The sequence below is a fragment of the Neotabrizicola shimadae genome (genome assembly GCF_019623905.1).
Classification (GTDB): Bacteria; Pseudomonadota; Alphaproteobacteria; order Rhodobacterales; family Rhodobacteraceae; genus Neotabrizicola; species Neotabrizicola shimadae.
On record NZ_CP069370.1, the window covers coordinates 227,900 to 247,724 of the forward strand.

At 67.0% G+C, this 19,825-nt stretch carries 22 protein-coding genes; 9 read left to right on the forward strand and 13 right to left on the reverse strand.

Annotation, left to right across the window (positions count from 1 at the left end; translation table 11 throughout):
• Nucleotides 1–2 precede the first annotated feature (2 nt).
• Both JO391_RS01105 and JO391_RS01110 read right to left on the reverse strand, forming a co-directional pair.
• Nucleotides 3–737, reverse strand: coding sequence for an SDR family oxidoreductase (locus tag JO391_RS01105; RefSeq protein ID WP_220662381.1), 735 nt, complete (start codon nucleotides 735–737; stop codon nucleotides 3–5).
• A 2-nt stretch (nucleotides 738–739) separates the two neighbouring features.
• On the reverse strand, nucleotides 740–2,167 hold the full coding sequence (locus tag JO391_RS01110) for a GSCFA domain-containing protein (RefSeq protein ID WP_220662382.1): 1,428 nt from the start codon (nucleotides 2,165–2,167) through the stop codon (nucleotides 740–742).
• 193 nt (nucleotides 2,168–2,360) lie between these two features.
• Here JO391_RS01110 and JO391_RS01115 point away from each other — a divergent pair, with 193 nt between their 5' ends.
• Together JO391_RS01115 and JO391_RS01120 are read left to right on the forward strand one after the other, a co-directional pair.
• Nucleotides 2,361–3,509, forward strand: coding sequence for a glycosyltransferase family 61 protein (locus JO391_RS01115; protein ID WP_220662383.1), 1,149 nt, complete (start codon nucleotides 2,361–2,363; stop codon nucleotides 3,507–3,509).
• Nucleotides 3,499–4,617, forward strand: a complete 1,119-nt coding sequence (locus tag JO391_RS01120; protein ID WP_220662384.1) for a mandelate racemase/muconate lactonizing enzyme family protein — start codon at nucleotides 3,499–3,501, stop codon at nucleotides 4,615–4,617. The genes JO391_RS01115 and JO391_RS01120 overlap by 11 nt, the downstream gene beginning before the upstream one ends.
• 140 nt (nucleotides 4,618–4,757) lie before the next feature.
• On the opposite strand, the gene JO391_RS01125 is transcribed toward JO391_RS01120, so the two are convergent.
• From JO391_RS01125 to JO391_RS01145, 5 genes are all read right to left on the reverse strand, one after another.
• The gene (locus JO391_RS01125) at nucleotides 4,758–5,789 is read right to left on the reverse strand and encodes a threonine aldolase family protein (RefSeq protein ID WP_220662385.1); all 1,032 of its coding nucleotides are present in this window, start codon (nucleotides 5,787–5,789) and stop codon (nucleotides 4,758–4,760) included.
• A gap of 107 nt (nucleotides 5,790–5,896) precedes the next feature.
• Nucleotides 5,897–6,367, reverse strand: a complete 471-nt coding sequence (locus tag JO391_RS01130) for a YcgN family cysteine cluster protein (RefSeq protein WP_220662386.1) — start codon at nucleotides 6,365–6,367, stop codon at nucleotides 5,897–5,899.
• Nucleotides 6,368–6,407: 40 nt separating this feature from the next.
• On the reverse strand, nucleotides 6,408–7,331 hold the full coding sequence (locus JO391_RS01135; protein ID WP_220662387.1) for a bifunctional riboflavin kinase/FAD synthetase: 924 nt from the start codon (nucleotides 7,329–7,331) through the stop codon (nucleotides 6,408–6,410).
• Nucleotides 7,332–7,370: 39 nt separating this feature from the next.
• Nucleotides 7,371–7,823: a MaoC family dehydratase gene (locus JO391_RS01140; protein ID WP_220664394.1), complete on the reverse strand. Its 453-nt coding sequence runs from the start codon at nucleotides 7,821–7,823 to the stop codon at nucleotides 7,371–7,373.
• A 115-nt stretch (nucleotides 7,824–7,938) separates the two neighbouring features.
• Nucleotides 7,939–8,832 (reverse strand): TIGR01459 family HAD-type hydrolase, encoded by an 894-nt coding sequence (locus JO391_RS01145; protein ID WP_220662388.1) that lies wholly within the window; start codon nucleotides 8,830–8,832, stop codon nucleotides 7,939–7,941.
• Between the two features lie 115 nt (nucleotides 8,833–8,947).
• Between JO391_RS01145 and JO391_RS01150 the strand changes: the two genes are divergently transcribed.
• Nucleotides 8,948–9,343 carry a rhodanese-like domain-containing protein gene (locus JO391_RS01150; RefSeq protein WP_220662389.1) on the forward strand — a complete coding sequence of 132 codons (396 nt, stop codon included), beginning with the start codon at nucleotides 8,948–8,950 and terminating at the stop codon, nucleotides 9,341–9,343.
• 52 nt (nucleotides 9,344–9,395) lie between these two features.
• Here the strand turns inward: JO391_RS01150 and JO391_RS01155 are convergent, their stop codons facing one another.
• Both JO391_RS01155 and JO391_RS01160 read right to left on the reverse strand, forming a co-directional pair.
• On the reverse strand, nucleotides 9,396–10,313 hold the full coding sequence (locus tag JO391_RS01155) for a manganese-dependent inorganic pyrophosphatase (RefSeq protein ID WP_220662390.1): 918 nt from the start codon (nucleotides 10,311–10,313) through the stop codon (nucleotides 9,396–9,398).
• 201 nt (nucleotides 10,314–10,514) lie between these two features.
• Entirely contained in the window at nucleotides 10,515–11,384 is an 870-nt protein-coding gene (locus JO391_RS01160) for a DMT family transporter (protein ID WP_220662391.1), read from the reverse strand.
• 143 nt (nucleotides 11,385–11,527) lie between these two features.
• On the opposite strand from JO391_RS01160, the gene JO391_RS01165 reads away from it, so the two are divergent.
• The 3 genes from JO391_RS01165 (at nucleotide 11,528) to JO391_RS01175 (ending at nucleotide 13,834) form a co-directional block, all read left to right on the forward strand.
• Nucleotides 11,528–12,436, forward strand: a complete 909-nt coding sequence (locus JO391_RS01165) for an HNH endonuclease (RefSeq protein WP_220662392.1) — start codon at nucleotides 11,528–11,530, stop codon at nucleotides 12,434–12,436.
• A gap of 69 nt (nucleotides 12,437–12,505) precedes the next feature.
• Nucleotides 12,506–12,949 carry an Rrf2 family transcriptional regulator gene (locus tag JO391_RS01170; protein WP_220662393.1) on the forward strand — a complete coding sequence of 148 codons (444 nt, stop codon included), beginning with the start codon at nucleotides 12,506–12,508 and terminating at the stop codon, nucleotides 12,947–12,949.
• A gap of 3 nt (nucleotides 12,950–12,952) precedes the next feature.
• Nucleotides 12,953–13,834, forward strand: coding sequence for an NAD(P)/FAD-dependent oxidoreductase (locus JO391_RS01175; protein ID WP_220662394.1), 882 nt, complete (start codon nucleotides 12,953–12,955; stop codon nucleotides 13,832–13,834).
• 9 nt (nucleotides 13,835–13,843) lie between these two features.
• On the opposite strand, the gene JO391_RS01180 is transcribed toward JO391_RS01175, so the two are convergent.
• Nucleotides 13,844–14,887, reverse strand: coding sequence for a TraB/GumN family protein (locus JO391_RS01180; protein WP_259444782.1), 1,044 nt, complete (start codon nucleotides 14,885–14,887; stop codon nucleotides 13,844–13,846).
• Between the two features lie 144 nt (nucleotides 14,888–15,031).
• On the opposite strand from JO391_RS01180, the gene groES reads away from it, so the two are divergent.
• From groES to JO391_RS01195, 3 genes are all read left to right on the forward strand, one after another.
• Nucleotides 15,032–15,319 (forward strand): co-chaperone GroES, encoded by a 288-nt coding sequence (gene groES / locus JO391_RS01185; protein WP_220662395.1) that lies wholly within the window; start codon nucleotides 15,032–15,034, stop codon nucleotides 15,317–15,319.
• Between the two features lie 69 nt (nucleotides 15,320–15,388).
• Nucleotides 15,389–17,026, forward strand: a complete 1,638-nt coding sequence (gene groL, locus JO391_RS01190; RefSeq protein ID WP_220662396.1) for a chaperonin GroEL — start codon at nucleotides 15,389–15,391, stop codon at nucleotides 17,024–17,026.
• A gap of 137 nt (nucleotides 17,027–17,163) precedes the next feature.
• A complete protein-coding gene (locus JO391_RS01195; protein ID WP_220662397.1) occupies nucleotides 17,164–18,396 on the forward strand; it encodes a glycosyltransferase in 1,233 nt (410 codons plus the stop codon).
• On the opposite strand, the gene JO391_RS01200 is transcribed toward JO391_RS01195, so the two are convergent.
• From JO391_RS01200 to JO391_RS01210, 3 genes are read right to left on the reverse strand one after another with little or no spacing between them, the layout of a single operon-like run.
• Entirely contained in the window at nucleotides 18,393–18,884 is a 492-nt protein-coding gene (locus JO391_RS01200) for a GNAT family N-acetyltransferase (protein WP_220662398.1), read from the reverse strand. The genes JO391_RS01195 and JO391_RS01200 overlap by 4 nt on opposite strands.
• The gene (locus tag JO391_RS01205) at nucleotides 18,881–19,372 is read right to left on the reverse strand and encodes a GreA/GreB family elongation factor (protein WP_220662399.1); all 492 of its coding nucleotides are present in this window, start codon (nucleotides 19,370–19,372) and stop codon (nucleotides 18,881–18,883) included. Before JO391_RS01205 ends, JO391_RS01200 begins: the two co-directional genes overlap by 4 nt.
• Nucleotides 19,369–19,821, reverse strand: coding sequence for an NUDIX domain-containing protein (locus tag JO391_RS01210; protein ID WP_220662400.1), 453 nt, complete (start codon nucleotides 19,819–19,821; stop codon nucleotides 19,369–19,371). Before JO391_RS01210 ends, JO391_RS01205 begins: the two co-directional genes overlap by 4 nt.
• Nucleotides 19,822–19,825 lie beyond the last annotated feature (4 nt).

A 19,825-nucleotide genomic window follows, 5' to 3' on the forward strand; every position in this document is an offset into this window, starting at 1 on the left:
GGTCAGCCCCGCCCGACATACGGCATGTCCCGCGCCATGATGGTCAAGAACGGGATGTTCACGTCCAGCGGCAGCCGCGCCATGTGCAGCACTGCTTCGGCCACATGGGCCACGTTCATCACGGGCTCGACGCGGACGCTGCCATCGGCCTGAGGAACACCGCGCGTGAACTGTTCGGCCATCGAGGTCAAAGCATTGCCGATGTCGATCTGCCCGCAGGCGATATCAAACTTGCGCCCGTCCAGGCCAAGCGTCCTCGTCAGCCCCGTCACGGCGTGTTTCGACATGGTGTAGGGTACCGATCCCGGCCGTGGCACATGGGCCGAAATCGAGCCGTTGTTGATGATCCGACCGCCCTGGGGGGCTTGCCGACGCATCTGGCCAAAGGCCGCACGGGCGCACAGAAACATGCCGGTGATATTTACGGCATTCACCGCCATCCAGTCCTCGACCGCGATTTCGTCGATGGGCGCGGCCTTTGCGGACATCCCGGCGTTGTTGAAAAGCACGTCCAGACGACCCCAGGCGGCCACGGCCCTGCCGAACGCTTCCTCGACCTGCGTCGGATCGGTTACGTCGCAGGGCAGGATCAGCGCAGCGGTGTGGCCCTCGGCGGTTTCCTCCAGCGCGATGGCGCGCCGGCCGATCAGGCCGACTTGCCAGCCCTCACGCAGGAACAGCCGTGCCGTGGACCGGCCGATGCCGCTGCCCGCCCCGGTGATCAGGATCGTGGGCATGGTCAATCCGCGCCCGCCGCGGTGGCAAACTTCTCACGGAACTCGGCCCGGTCAGGGAACAGGCGGCCATGGCGCGCCAGCAATTCCTCCACCTCGGCCGCCTTGCCGGCCTGGCGCGATACCGTGGCCAGGCGTTCCAGCGCATCGGGCCGCTCGGGCGATAGAGCAACCGCCTTCACCAGCGCCTCGTGAGACAGGTCGATCCGCCCTTCCTTGCGCGCCGCGCGCGCCTCGAACATCAGGATGTCGCAATCGCGGTCTGCAATTTCCCGGTTCTTCACGCAGGTCTGCAGGATCTCGACATTGCGGTTCAGCTTGGCCAGTTCCTTCAGGATCGCCAGAAGACGCCCCACAGGCTGCCGCCCCGCCCCACGCCCGACCTCGGGCGTGTCTGCCACCGGGGCAAAGGCCACTTCCGCCGGCGCCGGAGCCGCCTTGGCCGCGGGCGCGCCAGCCGAAAGATAGCGGTCCATCACATTGCCCATGATCCGGTCGACGATCTTGTTGGACACATGGCGATAGTCGTTCTTCGACCAGACCTGCGACGGTTCGGAAAGCGTCACGAATTCATACGAAGGGAAGTAGTCCACCCCCTCCTTGCCGATCAGGAACTCGTCCAGCGCCGCGCGCTGCACCGACTTGGAATAGGTGTTTGCGATCAGCACATCCATGTCGCGGAACGTGGCCAGCAGTGGCACGGGCGATACGGTGACCAGCATCTTCATCGGCTTCTTGCGATGCTTCATCAGCAACGCATGAAGTGCGTTCAACCCGTCCAGAATGTCATGATAGCTCAGCACCCGGAACTCGAACCGTTCCGGCTCGGCGTTGATCGAGCTCAGCGGCGGCGCGATGTTGAGGTAAAGCCCCAACTTGCGGTCGAACCACGTCTCCACATAGCCAAGCGTCAAGATGATCACATCGGCTTCGGCCACAGCGGCCATGCCATCCAGGTAGCGGTGGCGGAAGTCTACGATCTTGTCGACCGGGAATTCCAGTTTTGCCATGCCGAGCTGAAGGTCGAAGAACTTGTCCGTGCCAGCCGGATACAGCACTGCTGCGCCGGGGAATGTCTCGCGCTCCAGCGCCCAACGGATCTCGTTCAGGACCGAATGGATCGAGTACTTGTTGAAGAAGTTCGCCCCGTCGTCGATCGACTCTCCGATCTCGCCCAACTGGAACTCGCGGCTCAGAATGCGCTTGCCGGCGGCCTCAAGCGCCCGCTCCACGTTGCGCGCAAAGCAGGAGCCGATGGCGAAGATCGTGTCATCCGGGCCGATGCGGAACGAGGGCCGCGCTGCAGGCTGCGCCATGGGGTAAAGCCGGTCGCCATCCTTTTCCGGGGTCGGATAGCGGCGAAGGTCGTTCTTCCGAGCCCGCTGAAACGCGGTATGCGCGGAAATGCGTTCGATGTTCCGGTCCTCGGACATATGAACCTCTCGATGCCTCAAATGCGGACGGTCGGCGCCACCCGTTCTGCGTTTCGCGGAATGAAACCCCATGCTGTGGCATTTGGAAACCCCTTTCCGGCAAAACTGCGGCGCAAGGGTGCTTGACGCTTCATGCATCTGCGCGCGACTGCTAGCCTGCGACGAAAAAGAAGCAGCAGCAGGCACCGGCAGCATGGCCATCCAGTTCGATTACACGGTCCCCGACATCTCGGGCGGCGTCGGCGACCGCATTGCACTGGTCGAGGGTGCAATCGTCGTGCCGCCCGCCAAGGGTCTGGGCAACCAGTCGGTTCAACGCTCGGGCGTTCTGACGCCCGATGGCCGTCTGGTCGAGGAAGGCATCACTTGGCGCGGCCAGACCCCGGTCACCATAGCCCCGGCCATGCCCCCGGGCGAACTTGCCGATCTCAAGGGAACTTGGATGTTCCTCGGGCCGCTCTTTGGCCATTTCGGCCATTTCCTGGTGGAAAGCATCTGCCGCATCTGGGCCTTCGGTCCGCTGAAGGACAAGATCGACGGCGTGATCTACGTCCCGAAATTCCAGAACCGGCCAGATCACGTCGCCAATGTCTACCGCCCCTTCCTTCAGGCGCTTGGTGTCACCGCGCCGATGGTCAACCTGGAAGACCCCACCCGCGTTGAACGGCTGTATGTCCCCGCACAGGGCTTCGGCATGTTCCAGATGATCGAGGGCGCGCCGGAATACCGCGACTTCGTTCGCGCCCATGCCGGCAAGGGCATCGAACCCAAAGGGGCGGAAAAGATCTACATCTCGCGTTCTGCCCTGCCGGCCATCCGCGGCTCGGTCCTGGGAGAAAAGCGGCTGGAAGCCCTGCTCGAAGCAGAAGGCTACGAGGTCTTCCATCCCCAGAAGCACCCGCACGACGCGCAGATCGCCGCCTACCGCGCCGCTCGCCAGATCGTTGGGGTGGACTGCTCGCCCCTGCACCTTCTGGCGCTGGTCGGCGACAAGGAGCAGAAGACCGGCATCGTCGCTCGCCGCGACGGCGACCTCGACCAGTATTTCGCCCGCCAGATCCGCGCCTTCCAGGGCGCCGAGGCGTGGCCCATGAACTTCCTGATCCGCAACTGGATCGAGGCCGATGCCACGCGACCCTCGCGCACCTCCTGGGGCGAGGTTGATTTTACAGCCCTGCATGGTGCGCTTCTGAAGGCCGGGCTTATTGCCAACCCCGAACCATGGCCGCGCCTGACCGAAGCCGAAATCGCCGAGGAAGTCGCCCGCATCGGCGCCGGCGCCCAGACCACGTTCAAGCCCTATGAAGGACCAAAGGGAAAGGCCCCCTCCGATGCCGACTGATGCACCGACGATCAAACGCCTGGAAACCTTCACCGACGATTTCGTCTGCTTCGTCAAGGTGACGGACTGCGAGGGTGGCATCGGCTGGGGCCAGACATCGACCTATTGCGCCGACATCACCGCGCAGGTCTTCCACCGCCAGGTCGCGCCGCATGTGCTGGGCAAACCCACGGACGACATTCTCGCCCTGGTGCGCCATGTCGAGGAGAAGGAACACAAGTTCCCCGGCTCCTACCGGTGTCGGGCGCTCGCCGGCCTTGATACCGCACTTTGGGATCTGCTGGGCAAGCGGCAGGGCAAGCCGGTGGTCAGCCTTCTGGGTGGCACACCGGGCCGTGTGCGCGCCTATGCCTCCTCGATGAAGCGTGACATCACGCCCGTGGACGAAGGCACCCGCCTGGCCCGCCTGCGCGACGAAAAGGGCTTCACGGCCTTCAAATGGCGCGTGGGCGCCGAATGCGGCCACGATGTGGACGAATGGCCCGGCCGCACCGAAGAGGTCATCCCCGTGGTCTCGAAGATGCTGGGCGATGGCATGGACAAGCTGGTGGACGGCAACTCCGGCTTCTCGCCCACCCGGGCCATTGAAGTCGGCCGGATGCTGGAACAGCATGGCATCGGCCATTTCGAGGAACCCACGCCCTATTGGGAGCTGGACCAGACAAAGGCCGTCACCGAGGCCCTGGCCATCGACGTGACCGGGGGCGAGCAGGACAACGACCTGAACGTCTGGCGCATGATGATTCAGGGCGGCGTGGTGGACGTGGTTCAGCCCGATGTGATGTACATGGGCGGGATGAGCCGCACACTGCTGGTTTGCGACATGGCCCACCGGGCAGGGATTCCCGTCACGCCCCATGCGGCGAACCTGGGCCTTGTGACCATGTGCACCATGCACCTTCTGCGGGCAATCCCGAACCCTGGCAAGTATCTGGAGTTCTCGATCGAGGGGCTGGATTACTATCCCTGGCAGGACGGATTGTTCCTGGGCGATCCCTACCGGATCGAGGATGGCGACGCCATCGTGACCGACGCGCCGGGCTGGGGGGTTGGGGTCAGCCCCGACTGGCTGTCCAGATCGCGCTACGCCGTGTCAGAACGGGGCTGATGTAGCTGCCCCGCTGGATCGCCTTGCAATCCGAGTGAAGCCAGGATTCTTCGGATTCCTTTTGTGTTCCAGGGCCTTGTGCGACAAGCGCGAGCCTGGACAGCTCCGCAAGCCGCTTCGGGGCAATCGCCGAGCCCTGGTCAGGGTGTGAGCGCGGCTATCAGAGCCTCGACATCGGCCTCGGTCGTGCACCAGGAGGCGACGAGCCGCGCGGCCTCGCGCCTCGGTTCGGCGGGCATGTCGTAATAGACCGCCCCTGCGGCACGGGCGGGGCCGTGCCGACCTTCGGGCCAGTCGGCAAACACGATGTTGGCTTGCGCCGGATGCAGGAGCCGGGCACCCGGCAGCGCGGCCACCTTTTCGGCCACCAGCCCGCCCATACGGTTGGCGTGCATCGCCAGCCGCAGCCAGAGCCCTTCGGCGAGATAGGCCTCCATCTGCGCCGAGAGATAGCGGTGCTTGGAAAAGAGATGCCCGGCCCGCTTGCGCCGCAACTCGAATTCCCAGGCCTTCGCGGGATCGAAGATCACCACCGCCTCGACCCCCATCAGCCCGTTCTTTGTTCCGCCGAAGGAGAGAACGTCAACGCCGGCTTTCCAGGTCATGCCCGCCGGGCTGCTGGCGGTGGCGACCAGTGCATTGGCGAAACGCGCGCCGTCCAGGTGCACGGGTATGCCCGCCTCGCGGGCCATCGAGGACAGCGCAGCGATCTCGGCCGGGGTGTAGACCGTGCCGGCTTCGGTGACGTTGGTGAGGGTCAGGATGCCCTTCTGCACCGAGTGCACGCCGCCCGCGCCGGTGCGCGCAAGCACGGGCGCCAGGGTTTCAGGCGTCATCTTCCCATGCGCGCCGGGAACCAGAACGAGTTTGGCCCCGGCGGTGTAGAATTCCGGCGCGCCACATTCGTCCTCGGCCACATGGGCATGGGTATGACAGAACACGGCGCCCCAGGGCGGGCAGAAGGTGGCCAGCGCCAGCGCATTGGCCGTCGTGCCGGTGGGGACCAGGAAGACGGCGGCTTCGGGTGCCTCGAAGATCTCGCGCAGTCGGGCGGTGACGTGAGCCATGATTTCGTCTGCGCCATAGCCGCGGGCATAGCCTTCATTGGCGCGAGCCAGTGCGGCCAGAACCTCGGGCGGCACGGGCGATCCGTTGTCGGAGGCGAAGAACATGGGGTCACTCCCTTGCAAGGCGGGGGCGAGACTGCACCGACGCGGGCGGAATGGCCAGAGGGCGTGCGGGGAACGAATCTTCTGCCAAAACTCGGGGTGTCGCGGGGTCAGCCGATGCCCTGACCGGTCCAGTCGCCGGGGATGACGTAGTCGTCCCAGTCATCCTCGGGCACCGATCCTTCCGGCAGGGTCCATCCCTTCACCGACTGGCCGGCCTTGTGGGTGCTGTCGGGGTCGCCTGTCACCAGCGGATGCCAGTCGGGCAGTGTCTCGCCCTGCCAGAGCAAGCGGTAGGCGCAGGTGGCGGGCATCCAGTAGGCGATCTTCGGCAGGCTTTTCGGCGTGAGCCGCACGCATTCCGGCACATGGGCGAAGCGGTTGCCATAGTCGGAACAGCGGCAGGTCTCGCCATCCAGCAGGCGGCAGGCGATGCGGGTGTATTCGACCTCGCCGGTGTCTTCGTATTCCAGCTTGTTCAGGCAGCATTTGCCGCAGCCGTCGCACAGCGCCTCCCATTCGGCAGGAGTGAGCTTCTTCAGGGGAACGGTTTCCCAGAACCGGGCGCGGAGCTTGGACATGGGGCGGACCCTGCGCCGGGGCAGGGAAAAAGGGAAGGGGTCAGAGTACGGAGAGGATCTCTCGCGCGCGGCTGCAATCGGCCGACATCTGTGCGATGAGGCCGGGCAGGCTGTCGAACTTCATTTCGGGGCGCAGGTAATCGACGAAGGCCACCGAAAGCTGCTGGTCGTAAAGATCGCCCGAGAAATCGAAGAGGAAGGTTTCCAGGTTCGGACGGTTCTCGCCGAACATCGGGCGCACACCCAGGCTGGCGGCGCCGATGAAGCTGCCGGTGTAGGGGCCGGTCAGCACATCGACCTTGACGGCATAGACGCCAAGGCGGGGCAAGTGCAGCCCGTCCACCGACATGTTGGCGGTGGGATAGCCGAGGTCGCGACCGCGCTTTTCGCCGTGGATCACCATGCCTTCGATGCGGTGCCAGTGGCCCAGCATCGCGGCGGCATCGCGCGGGCGGCCTTCGGTGAGGGCGCGGCGGATCGCGGTGGAGGAGATCTCTTCCCCCGATTCCTTCATCAGGGGAGCGATGGTAACTGCAAAGCCGTGCTCACGCCCAAGGGCGGCCAGGTCTTCTGCCGAACCGGCCCGGCCCTTGCCAAAGCGGAAATCCTCTCCAACGACGACATGCGCAAGGCCCAGGCCATCGGCCAGCACTTCGCTGGCGAAGGCTTCGGGGGTCAGGCCGGCCAGAGTGGCGTCAAACGGCAGTTCGAACAGGTGTTGCACACCCAACTTGGCCAGGCGGCTGGCCCGGGCCTCGGGGTTCATCAGGCGAAAGGCGGGGGCGGTGGGGGCAAAGTACTGCCGAGGATGGGGTTCGAAGGTGACCAGACCCAGGGGCCCGTGGCCGCGGGCCAGCGCGATGACTGACTGATGGCCGCGGTGGACGCCATCAAAGTTGCCCATGGCAACCGACGTGCCGCGGGTGGCCGGATCGAGCCCCTGCCAGGTGCGGTGAATCAGCATGTGTCCCCGGTTTCCGGGGCGTGATCCCCGTTGGTCGCGTCAGTCGAACTTGCGGCTTGGCGCCAGAACCAGCGCCTCGCCCTTGAGGACCATGGTTTTACCCACCGAGCAGTGGGTTTCAAGGGTGACCCGCCGCTTTGCGTGGTCGATGGCCAGCACCTTGACCTCGGCCGTGACCCGGTCGCCGGGGCGGACGGGGGCGAGGAACTTCAGCGACTGGCCCAGGTAGACAGTGCCATGGCCGGGCAGCTGCTCGCCGATGACGGCGCTGATCAGCGCGGCGGTAAGCATCCCGTGCGCGATGCGGCCTTCGAAGATGGTGTCCTGGGCATAGCCTTCATCCAGATGGACGGGATTGCGGTCGGTCGAGACCTCGGCGAACAGCTGGATGTCGCGGTCCGTCACCTCCTTCGTGAGGCTGCGGGTCATGCCGATTTCAAGATCTTCGATGCAGATCGTGCCGCGCGGCAGGTTGTGAGTGGTGTCAAGCATCATGGCTGGTCCCGTCTGGATAGGAGAGTCCTAGCACATGCTGCGGCGCAGCGCAATTCCATCGCGCAAGAATACTTCGCCTGCTCCACTTTGGTCGTAACAAAGTTGCTTTGGCTTAGCGGAGATGGCCGATGGTGAAGGTGGGGGACATCATCTTCTCGTTGAGCCAGGTTTCGAGCAGGGCCTTGTCGGGGTTGTCGGAATCGGGGCCGAAGGATTCGGCGTCGATGCCGCCCGAGACGTAGAGCGAGTCGATGCCTTCGCCCATGGCGCCCTGGATGTCGGTGGCGATGCCGTCGCCCACGGCGAGAAGCTGGGCGTCGTCCTTCAGGCCAAGCCGGGCGAGGCGGCGGCGGGCGAGGTCGTAGATCGGCGGGTGGGGCTTGCCGAAGTACAGCGCCGAGCCGCCCATTTCCTCGTATTCGCGGGCCAGCGCGCCGGCGCAGTACAGGAGCTTGTCGCCGAAGTGGACCACGATGTCGGGGTTGGCGCAAAGGAAGGGCAGGCCGAGGGTCTTTCCCATCAAAAGCTCTCCCCGGTAGTCGGCCGGGGTCTCGGAGAGGTCGTCGCGCAGGCCGGTGCAGACGATGCCCTCGGCGTCCTGAAGCTTGCTGACGCGCTGGACCTTTGGCTGGCTGGCGGCCAGTTCCGCCAGGTCCTGGGCGAAGTCGGTGTAGAAGGGTTCATCCTTGGGCGCGCCGATGGGATAGACCTTGCGGCCCACGGCGCCGGACAGAAGCGCATACTGCGCGGCATCGCCCGAGGAGACCACACCATCCCAGGCGTCGCGCGGCACGCCAAGGCTATCCAACTGGGCGATGACCGAAGAGGCGGGGCGCGGGGCGTTGGTCACGAGCATGACCTTGCCGCCGGTGCGGCGGAAGCCCTGCAGCGCGGCGACCGCAGCGGGGAAGGGGCGCTTGCCGTCGTGCAGGCAGCCCCAGAGGTCGCACAGGAGCGCGTCGTAGCGGGGGGCGATGGCGGCGAGGGAAGGGATGATCTCGGTCATGGCGGGCTCCTCTGTTGCCCCGTTGTGGCCGCTGGCGCGCAGGAAGGGAAGGGCGGGATTGCCTGCCGGCTGGGCGCACTTATATTCTTTGTGTCGAATGTGATGGGGGGGGACGATGCGCCTGACTGCCCGGATGCTTCTTGTCGCGGCGCTTGCGCTGCCGGTCCTGCCTGCCGGCGCGGGCGAGGTCGTGGTGACGCAGATGTCGGTCGAGGAGATGAAGGCCAGTGGCGCGCTGGTGGTGGACATCCGCACGCCCGAGGAATGGGCAGAGACCGGGGTGATCGAGGGGGCGAAGCTCGTCACCTTCACCGATGCTGAGAGCTTCCTGGCAACGGTGGGGCCGGATCTGGCGGACGGGCGCGACCTCGTTCTGGTGTGCCGGTCGGGGCGGCGAAGCGGTGCCGCAGCCGAGGCGCTGCAATCGCTGATCCCGAACCGCATCGTCTCGCAGGACGGGGGCATGAACGTGTTGATCGGCGAGGGCTACCAGGCGGTGCCGCCGGGCTGAATGACAAAGGGCCGGGGATGACCCCGGCCCTTTGGCTTCAGTGCGGTGAAAGTCAGACCTTCAGCGCCGGGATGATCTGCTTCTTGCGGGACATGATGCCCGGCAGGACCACGGTGTCGCCCTTGACGGTGCAGCCGAAGGAGGCTTCGGCGATCTTCTTCACCAGGTCGTTCGGGACGAGGAGGGTCGCCTCTTCCTTCAGGATGTCGATGACGAACAGGAGGACCTGATCGGCGCCGTCTTCCTTGGCGACGGCGGGCATCGAGGCCATCAGGCTGGCCTTGCGGTCCAGAAGGACCTTGGGCGCCGTGGTCTCGAGCACCGAGACGCGCAGCTCGGTGCCGTCGACGTTGTACTCCTTCGAGTCCATCCGCAGCAGGGCGGCGTCGGAGAAGGCGGAGACGTCGGACTTGGCCTCGAACAGCCTGGCCGCGAATTCCGGGATGGAGATGCTCAGGTCGGCGGCCAGTTTCTCGGCCACGGCCTTGTCATGCGGCGTGGTGGTGGGCGAGCGGAACTCCAGCGTGTCGGAGAGGATGCAGGAGAGCATCGCGCCCTTGATGGCCTTCGGGGCCTTCGCCAGATCGGCGCCCATCAGGTCGTGAAGGATGGTGGCGGTGCAGGCCAGCGGGCGGATGGTGATGTCGATGGGGGTCTTGGTCTTGATGCCGCCGACCAGCATGTGGTGGTCGATGATGCCGACGACCTTGGCGTCGTTGATCGAGGGCGGCAGTTCGGCGGGGTTGTTGGTGTCCACGATCACGCAGGTGTCGTCGGCCGCGACGTCCGAGATGATCTCGGGCTTGTCCAGACCCCAGTGCTTGAGGACGAAGGCGGCCTCGGTGTTGGGTTCGCCGAGGAGCACGGGCTTGGCGGGGGTGCCCTTCACCTCGGTCAGGTACCAGGCCCAGATGATGGGCGAGCCGGTGGAATCGGTGTCGGGGGATTTGTGGCCGAAGACCTTGATCATGGAATGGGTTCCGTGGCTTGGGAGCTATGGCGGGCCTTATAGGCAAGGGGCCGGGCGTTGTCACGGGGCAGGCTTTCGCTGCGCCCGGCCGGCCCGGCGGGGGCGTCCGAGCTCGGACGCTTGCCTCGATTCTGCAATATCAATGGCTTGCCCGGCCGAGTTAACTTGGACTTAACTTCTGGTGCCGAGGGGGCCGGCGCGTCATGTCGGCGCGGGGCGCCGGTTTTCCGCAAGGATATGGGCGATCACTGCGGCCATGACCACGGTTCCGCCGATCAGCGTCGCCGGAGCCGGGGTTTCGTTGAACACGAGCCAGACCCAGAGCGGGGCCACCGGCGCCTCGAGCGCACCCAGAAGCGCGGTTTCCACCGGCGGCAGGTGGCGCGAGCCGATCAGGAACAGGCTGAAGCCGATGGCCGAGTTCACGAGCCCGAAGGCCGCCAGAAGCATGATCTGTTCGCCGGTCGGGTGCAGGGTCGTTGCGAAAGGCAGGGCGACCACTGCCGCAATCACGCCGGAAAGCGCCCCGGCGGGCAGGGTGGGGATGTCTGGCGAGCGGCGGCCGATGACGATGAGAAAGGCCATGCCGATGGTCATGCCGAGCGCCATCAGGTCGCCCAGAAGCGTGCCGTCATGGCCGAAGCCCACCATGATCACGGCCCCCGCCAGCGCGGCGGCGCAGGCCAGAAGGGCGGAAGCTGGTGGTCGTTCGCCCAGCATCAGCCAGCCGAGACCGGCGGCGAGAAAGGGCACGGCGGCATAGATCACCGAGACATGGGCAATCGAGGTGTTGGTCAGCGCCCCGATGTAGAGGAACATCCCTGCCGTGGAGATGAAGGTGTAGAGCCAGCCGGTGCGTCCGAGGCGCGCAAAGCCCTTGAAGCCCGCCAGCCCCTGCGTGGCCAGAAGCACCGCCAGCAGCCCCAAAGTGGCAAAGACCCCGCGCCAGACGAGCACGCTGGCGGTATCGAGGTCGATGAAGCGGATGAAGAGGCCGGCCGTGCTCCATGCCAGGGTCGAGGCCGTCACGATGAGGAAGCCGAGGCGGCGGTCGGGACGGAAGGCGGGCATGGAGAAGAAATCCGGTTAAGCCCTTGGTGTGGTGGCACGAGGCCACATTGTCAACGACCGGGGGGCCTCGGCAAGGTTGGCAGGTCCGAAACACGCCGGACCATCGCCACGCTTACGCCCGACGTGTCGCGGAGCCTGTCCGGATGAAGAACTGCATCAAGACACCGATTCCGGAAATCTACGAAGCCGCCGAACAACTTTCGGCGGCGGTAGACGCGCATCTGGTCGGCGATACGGGCTTGGCGAGGGAGCAGTTCCGTCGCGCTGACTCGCGGATTGTCTGGGAATGGACCAATCCGGCGTGGTCGCGCCCCGACAAGAATGTTCTGGTGCCCAAGCCACTTGGAGACAGCCGGACTGTTCCGAAGGCCGAGCGAGTTCCTGACCGAAGCATAGCGCCCCATGTAAGGAAGGCCGTTCTTCGGCGGGACGGACATCGTTGCCGATACTGCGGGATCCCGGTTGTCGATGCGGCGATCCGCAAGATTGCCCACAGACATTACCCGGAGGTCGTACCGTGGAATCCGCGCGACAACGCGGCTGAACATGCGGGATTCCAATGCCTATGGCTGCAGTACGATCATGTCGTGCCGCACAGCCACGGCGGCCGTTCGACGGCGGACAATGTTGTCATCTGCTGCGCGCTTTGCAACTTTGGCAAGGATCGCTTTACCCTTCGCCAACTTGGTCTCGCTGACCCGCGCGACCGCGCCCCGGTGCGGACAGATTGGGACGGCTTGGAACGCTTGAGGGAAGCAATGTCTGTGCGTGTCGCGGCGCAGTCGCCGCCGGGGACTCCTGGGCGTGACAGCGGGTCGCCAGGAACTCCTGACGGGGGTGCGCTGGTGTCGCGCTTCCTGCCTGGAGCATGGACCAGCGCAGGATACCTCTTCACCCCGCCTGTGCAGGGCAAGGAGCGATGGTTCCGACTGGACCAGAGCATCAGTGTTGAGCCCGTCGAGCGGGCTGGAGTGAAAGGCTATCGCCTGCGATGCGATCCGGCGATCTTGCGGCGACGGGGCATCGAGCCGGGCTTGCTGGACGAAGCGTGACAGCCAAAGGCCGCGTCCCCGCAAAGGCGCTTCTTGACTTGCGGCACGAATCGTAACATTAAAAGTTACATGAACCACGACAGCCGCCTTTCCTCGGTCCTGCACGCGCTCTTGCACATGGCGGAGCGGGAGGGGCCGATGACCTCGGAAGAGTTGGGCAAGTGCCTAGGCACGCATCCGGTTGTGGTGCGGCGCACGATGGGGTTGTTGCGGGAGGCGGGGCTTGTCGCCTCGGACCGGGGCAAGGCGGGGGGCTGGCGCATCGTGGCGGATCTGGACCGCGTGACGCTGCGCCAGTTGCACGAGGCCCTGGGCGAGCCGGCGCTGTTTGCCGTGGGAAACCGGAACATGGCGCCGCAATGCCTGGTGGAGCAGGCGGTGAACGCGGCCCTGGACGGGGCCTTTGCCGAGGCGGAGGCGCTTCTGCTGGAGCGGTTTGGCCGGGTGACGCTGGCGATGCTGGCCGAGGATTTTGCGCGGCGTCACGCCGCGCGTCGGCAGGACAAGGGATAGGACATGCAGGATGTGATCGTGGTGGGCGGCAGCTATGCCGGGATGGCGGCTGCGCTGCAATTGCTGCGGGCGCGGCGGTTGGTGACCATCGTGGACGAGGGGCTGCGGCGGAATCGCTTTGCCAGCCATTCGCACGGCTTCCTGGGACAGGATGGCGTGGACCCGGCGGCGATTGCCGCGCAGGCGCGGGCGCAACTGGCGGCCTATCCGACGCTGACCTGGGTGGAGGGGCGCGCCGTGGCGGCCGGGGGGCGGAAGGACGCCTTCCGCGTGGACCTGGACGGCGGCGCGGTGCTGGAGGGGCGGCGGATCCTGCTGGCGACGGGCGTTGCGGATGAGTTGCCCGCAGTGCCGGGGCTGGCGGAGCGGTGGGGGAAATCGGTGTTCCATTGCCCCTATTGCCACGGCTACGAACTGGACCGGGGTCGGATCGGCGTGATCGCCACTGGGCCGATGTCGGTGCACCAGGCGCAGCTTCTTCCAGAGTGGGGCGAGGTGACGTTTCTATTGAACGGGGCGGCGGAGCCGGACGAGGCCGCGCGGGCGGATCTTGGCTCGCGCGGGGTGGCGGTGGAGCCGGTGCCGGTGGCGCGGATCGAGGGCCGGGCCGAGGTGGTGCTGGCCGACGGGCGGCGGCTGGAGTTCGCGGGGCTGTTCACCGCGGCGCGCTGCGTGCCGGCGAGCCCATTGGCGGAAGCGATGGGTTGTGCGCTGAGGGAGACGCCGATGGGGGTCCAGGTGGCGACGGCCGACACGAAGGAGACGAGCCTGGCCGGGGTCTTTGCCTGCGGCGACGTCGCGCGTGTGCCGCATTCGGTGTCTTTGGCGGTGGGCGACGGGGCCTGGGCCGGGGCGCAGTTGCACCGGTCTTTGGTGTGGCCCTGAGGGGGCGGATCAGGGGGCGAGGGCAGTGACAGTCCAGCCGTTGCGCTGAAGCAGGTTCAGCACGCCTTCGGACCCCGGCAGGTGCAGCGCGCCGAAGGCGGCGACGACCGGGCCCTGGGCGGCGGCCTGCTCGATCACCGGGATCCAGGCCTGGTTGCGGGCGTCGATCAGGGTCTTCTGGGTTTCGTCCAGCGCGGTCGCGGCGGCGGTCGGGTCCACGCCCGGCGTGGTGAGCGCGGTGTGGCGGGAAAACTCCCACAGAAGCTGGCTGTCGCCACGGAAATAGGCCGCAGCCGTGGTGATGGCCTCGTCGCCCGCGTCGCTTTCGACCGCGATGGCGGCATGGAGGAGGGCGACTTCCTCTTCCGGGGTGAAGCTGTCGAAGAGGCCCAGGATGGTGTCATAGGGCTCCAGCGCCCGGACCGGGACGCCGTGGTCCCCGGCGGCTTCGATGACGCGGGCGTCGAGGCCGTTCATGCCCTGGTCCATGGGCATCATGCAGGGGGGCACGGCGAGGATGGCGGAGAGATACCAGGGCTTCATCCGCGCACCCATGAAGGCGGGGACGCCCCGTTCGGTCAGCGCCTCGGACAGGCGGGCCCAGTCTTCGGGCGGCAGGCGTTCGGGCAGGGTGGGGCCGTCCTGCAGCAGGAGGTCGGGTTCCTTGGCGAGGCGTGCCTTCAGCGCGGCTTCCTCTTGCGCGCCGGCTTCGACCAGGACGGTGGAGGCTCCGGCGATCAGCGGGTCGAGCCAGGCCATGGTTTCGGCGTGGCGGGGGTCGTCGAGGTGGAAGGTGCCGACGAGGGTGACGGTCTGGTCGCCGCGGCTGGCCTGCCAGAAGTTGCCGCGGGCAAAGGGCACGGATTCGGCCCGCGCGGTCAGCTCGGCGCGGGTTTCGGCCGGAAGGGCGGCGATGAGATCGGTGCCCGTGCAGGCGGCCTGGGCCGCGGCAGGCAGGGCGAGGAGCGCGAGGGCGGCGGCGATGAGGCGGCGGGGCAGGGTGGGACTCCCTCTGGTTTTGGCGAAGGTGGCACCGCTGGCGGCCGAGGCCAAGGGGCGACCCCGCAAATCGCCGCGATTTCGCGGGGCGGGGGGTGTTGACAGACTCGGGGGGAGTGCCTAACTCAGCGGCGTTGGCACTCGCCGCCGGTGAGTGCTAATTCTGATTGAACCTGGAACCCAAGGGAGAGTTGCCAGATGGCTTTCAAACCGCTGCATGACCGTGTGCTGGTCCGCCGCGTCCAGTCCGAGGAAAAGACCAAGGGTGGTCTGATCATCCCCGACACCGCGAAGGAAAAGCCCGCCGAGGGTGAGATCGTCGCCGTGGGCGAAGGCGCCCGCAAGGATTCGGGCGAGCTGATCGCCCCGTCGGTGAAGGCGGGCGACCGCATCCTGTTCGGCAAGTGGTCGGGCACCGAGGTCACGCTGAACGGCGAAGACCTGCTGATCATGAAGGAAAGCGACATCCTCGGCATCATCGCCTGAGGTCGCCTTTCCCGTCCGGTGCGTGCAAGCACGCACCCTACCGCAACATGACATTTAGGAGTCTGCACAATGGCTGCAAAAGACGTCCGTTTTGACACCGATGCCCGCGACCGCATGCTGCGCGGCGTGAACGTCCTCGCCGATGCCGTGAAGGTGACGCTGGGTCCGAAGGGCCGCAACGTCGTGATCGAGAAGTCCTTCGGTGCTCCGCGCATCACGAAGGACGGCGTGACCGTCGCCAAGGAAATCGAACTGTCCGACAAGTTCGAGAACATGGGCGCGCAGATGGTGAAGGAAGTCGCTTCCCGCACCAACGACGAGGCCGGCGACGGTACCACCACCGCGACCGTGCTGGCCCAGGCCATCATCAAGGAAGGCCTGAAGGCGGTTGCCGCCGGCATGAACCCGATGGACCTGAAGCGCGGCATCGACTTGGCCACCGCCAAGGTCGTGGCGCAGATCAAGGCGGCCGCGCGTCCCGTGAAGGACAGCGACGAAGTCGCCCAGGTCGGCACCATCTCGGCCAACGGCGAAGCCCAGATCGGCCGCTTCATCGCTGACGCGATGCAGAAGGTCGGCAACGAGGGTGTCATCACCGTCGAAGAAAACAAGGGCATGGAGACGGAAGTCGAAGTCGTCGAAGGCATGCAGTTCGACCGCGGCTACCTGTCGCCCTATTTCGTGACCAACGCCGACAAGATGATCGCCGACCTCGAGGACGCGATGATCCTGATCCACGAGAAGAAGCTGTCCTCGCTGCAGCCGATGGTTCCGCTGCTGGAATCGGTGATCCAGTCGCAGCGCCCGCTGCTGATCATCGCGGAAGACGTGGAAGGCGAAGCCCTGGCGACGCTGGTGGTCAACAAGCTGCGCGGCGGCCTTAAGATCGCTGCCGTCAAGGCGCCGGGCTTCGGCGACCGTCGCAAGGCCATGCTGCAGGACATCGCGATCCTGACCGGCGGCCAGGTGATCTCGGACGACCTGGGCATGAAGCTTGAGAATGTCACCATCGACATGTTGGGCCGTGCCAAGAAGATCTCGATCAACAAGGACAACACCACCATCGTCGACGGTGCTGGTGACAAGGCCGAGATCGAGGCCCGCGTCTCGCAGATCCGCACCCAGGTCGAGGAAACCACCTCGGACTACGACCGCGAGAAGCTGCAGGAGCGTGTTGCCAAGCTGGCGGGCGGCGTGGCCGTCATCCGCGTCGGCGGCATGACCGAAGTGGAAGTGAAGGAGCGCAAGGACCGCGTCGATGACGCCCTGAACGCGACCCGTGCGGCCGTGCAGGAAGGCATCGTCGTCGGTGGCGGCGTGGCCCTGATCCAGGCGGCCAAGACGCTGGACGGCCTGAAGGGCGCCAACAGCGACCAGGACGCGGGCATCGCCATCGTCCGCCGCGCGCTGGAAGCGCCGCTGCGTCAGATCGCGACCAACGCCGGCGTCGACGGCGCCGTGGTGGCTGGCAAGATCCGCGAGTCGAACGATGCGGCCTTCGGCTTCAACGCCCAGACCGAAGAGTATGGCGACATGTTCGCCTTCGGCGTGATCGACCCGGCCAAGGTGACCCGCACCGCGCTGGAAGATGCGGCTTCGGTCGCTTCGCTGCTGATCACGACCGAGGCGATGATCGCCGACAAGCCGGCCGACAAGGCTGCTCCGGCGATGCCGGGCGGCGGCGGCATGGGCGGCATGGACTTCTGATCCATCCCCCATCGGGACTTTGGAAGGGGCGGTCTTCGGGCCGCCCCTTTGCTTTTCGGGCGAATGGGGAGCCGCAGTGGCGACTTGCACCTGCGCGCCGGGCGGATAGGTTTGACGCGCTTGCGGCAGGAGGGCCGATGCGCGACGGGTCGAGCCTGCTGATCTTTGCGCCGGTGCAGCTGTACCGGGACGACGATGGCCGGCTGATGCTGGAAAACCAGGCCTGCAACGGGCTGCGGCTATGGGCCGAGAATTTCGAGCATGTGACGGCGGTGATGCCGCTGGTCGAGGGGCCGGTGCCGCCGGCCTGGGTGCCGCTGGAGGCGGTGGGGCCGGGGCTTTCGCGCATCCGCATCGAAACGGTGCCGGTGGCCTGGCGGCTGCGGCCCTTCCTGAAGGCGCTGCCTTCGGTGCGGCGGATGTTCCGGGCGCGGATCGCCGAGGCGGATTACTGCGGGTTTTCCCTGGGCGGGCTGGTGGGCGACTGGGGGGCGGTGGGCTGCTACGAGGCTCATGCGATGGGGCGGCCGTTCTTCGTGTGGACCGACCGGGTGGAAAGCCAGGTGGAGCGGGGCACGGCGCGGACGGCGCCGAGGCTGCGGCGGCGGCTGAAGGCGCGGCTGACCTGGCGGGCGATGGCGGCTCTGGAACGCTGGGCGATCCGGCGCGCGGACCTGGGGCTGTTTCACGGGCGCGAGACCTATGAGGCCTATGCGCCCTACTCGCGCGATCCGCAGCTGGTGCATGACATCCATATCCGCAAGCAGGACCGCATCAGGCCGGAGGCGCTGGCCGCGAAGGTGGCGGCGGCGGGGGCGGGGCCGCTCAGGATCGCCTATGTCGGGCGGGCCGATGCGATGAAGGGGCCCATGGACTGGGTGGCGGTGCTGGAGCGGTTGGCGGCGAATGGCGTGGAGTTCCGGGCGGAATGGCTGGGCGATGGCGATGAGGTGCCGGCGATGGCCGCGCGCATCGCGACGGCGGGTCTGGGTGACAGGGTGGCGCTGCGCGGCTTTGTCGCCGATCGGGCGGCGGTGCTGGAGGCCTATCGCGGGGCGCAGGTCTTCCTGTTCTGCCACCGCACGCCGGAAAGCCCGCGCAACCTGATCGAGGCGCTGGTGTCGGGCACGGTTCTGGTGGGCCATGACGGCGCCTTTGCGCGCGACCTGATCCATCTGCATGGCGGCGGGGTGCTGCGGCCGATGGGCGATGTGGAGGGGCTGGCCGGGGTGCTGGCCGAACTGGCGGGAGACCGGGCGCGGCTGGCCGGGCTGATCGAGCGGGCGGCGGCGGATGGGGCGCCGTTCAACGACGAGGACGTGTTCCGCCACCGCAGCGAGCTGATCCGCGGGCACCTGCCGCGGGGCTAGAGCGCCTTGCCCAAGCGGTGCGCGATCTGGGTCTTTTGCCCAAGCGTGACCTGGCGGTTGGGGAGTGTGACGCGGAAGCCCTCGCGTTCCCAGAAGGCGCGGCCGCGGGGGTTGGCGTCCAGCACGGCGAGGTAGAGGGCGGTCTTGCCGCGGGCGCGGGCCTGGGCTTCGAGGTGGCGCAGGAAGCGTTGGCCGGCGCCCCGGCCGCGGGCGGCGGGCGAGACGATCATCAGGCCAAGATAGGCGTCGGTCGGTTCGGGGTAGTTCCAGCCCATCTCGGCGATGGCGACGAGGCGGCCGCCGTCGAAGAGGCCGAGGCGGAGGGACTCCGCCGGGTCGGAGTTCGGGGGCGCGTCGGTGAAGAATTCCTCGACCATGCTGTCATCGGGCGGGGTGCCGCGTTCGATGTCGATGTAATCGGCGGCCTCGTGCAGGAAGGCGAGGACCAGGGGCCGCTCGGTGTCGGGGTCGAGAGGGCGGATGATCATGGGCGCGCGATCGAGACGATGTCCAGACTGGTCGGGCCGGAGGGGCGGCGGACGGTGACGGTATCGCCGGGCTCGGCGCCCAGGAGCGCGCGGGCGAGGGGGGAGTGGGGGGCGATGCGGCCGAGGCTTGCGTCGGCCTCGTCCTCGCCGGTGATCTCGTAGGTGGTCTCATGGCCCTGGTCGTCGGCCACGGTGACGCGGAGGCCGAAGGCTGCGGACGTGAGGGGTTGGATGGCCGGGTCGATGGGGATGGCGCTGCGCAGCCGCGCCTCGAGATAGCGGATGTCGCGTTCGGCGGCGGCTTCGGGCAGCTTGTCCAGCCGGTCGGGGCGGGCGCGCAGGCGGGCGAGATCGGCCTGGGTGGCGGCCAGCCTTTCGCGCAGTGCGGCGAGGCCGCGGGGGGTGACGTAGTTCGGATGGGGCGAGATCGGCAGGTCGGGAAGGGGATCAAGCTCGCCCGAGCCTTCCTTGACGAAGGCGCGGCTCATGGGACGATCACCTCCAGCGGGTCGTAGAGGAGGCCCGTGCCCCAGGCGGCCTCAGCCAGGCTGTCGGGCTTGAAGCGGATGCGGCCGAGGGCGAGATCGTCGCGGGTGAAGAAGCGGCGTTCGGTGACGATGCCTTCGGGGTCCTTCCAGGCGGGGTCCAGGCTGGCGGAGGCGAGGGTGCAGCGGAAGAAGATCTCGACCTGGTGGAAGCCGGTCCTGGGATCGTGGAATTCGTTGATCAAGGCGGGGGCGCCCACGCTGACGGCGAGGCCGGTTTCCTCGTGCACCTCGCGGGCGAGGTTTTCGGGCAGGGGGGCACCGGAGCGGACGCCACCGCCGGGCGCGGCCCAGAGGTCGGAGCGGCCGCCGGGGTAGGCGTTCACCAGAAGGAGCCGGTCCTGGTGCAGGATCAGCGCGCGGGCGGCCAGTCTTGGCGTGCGGTGCTTCATGGGC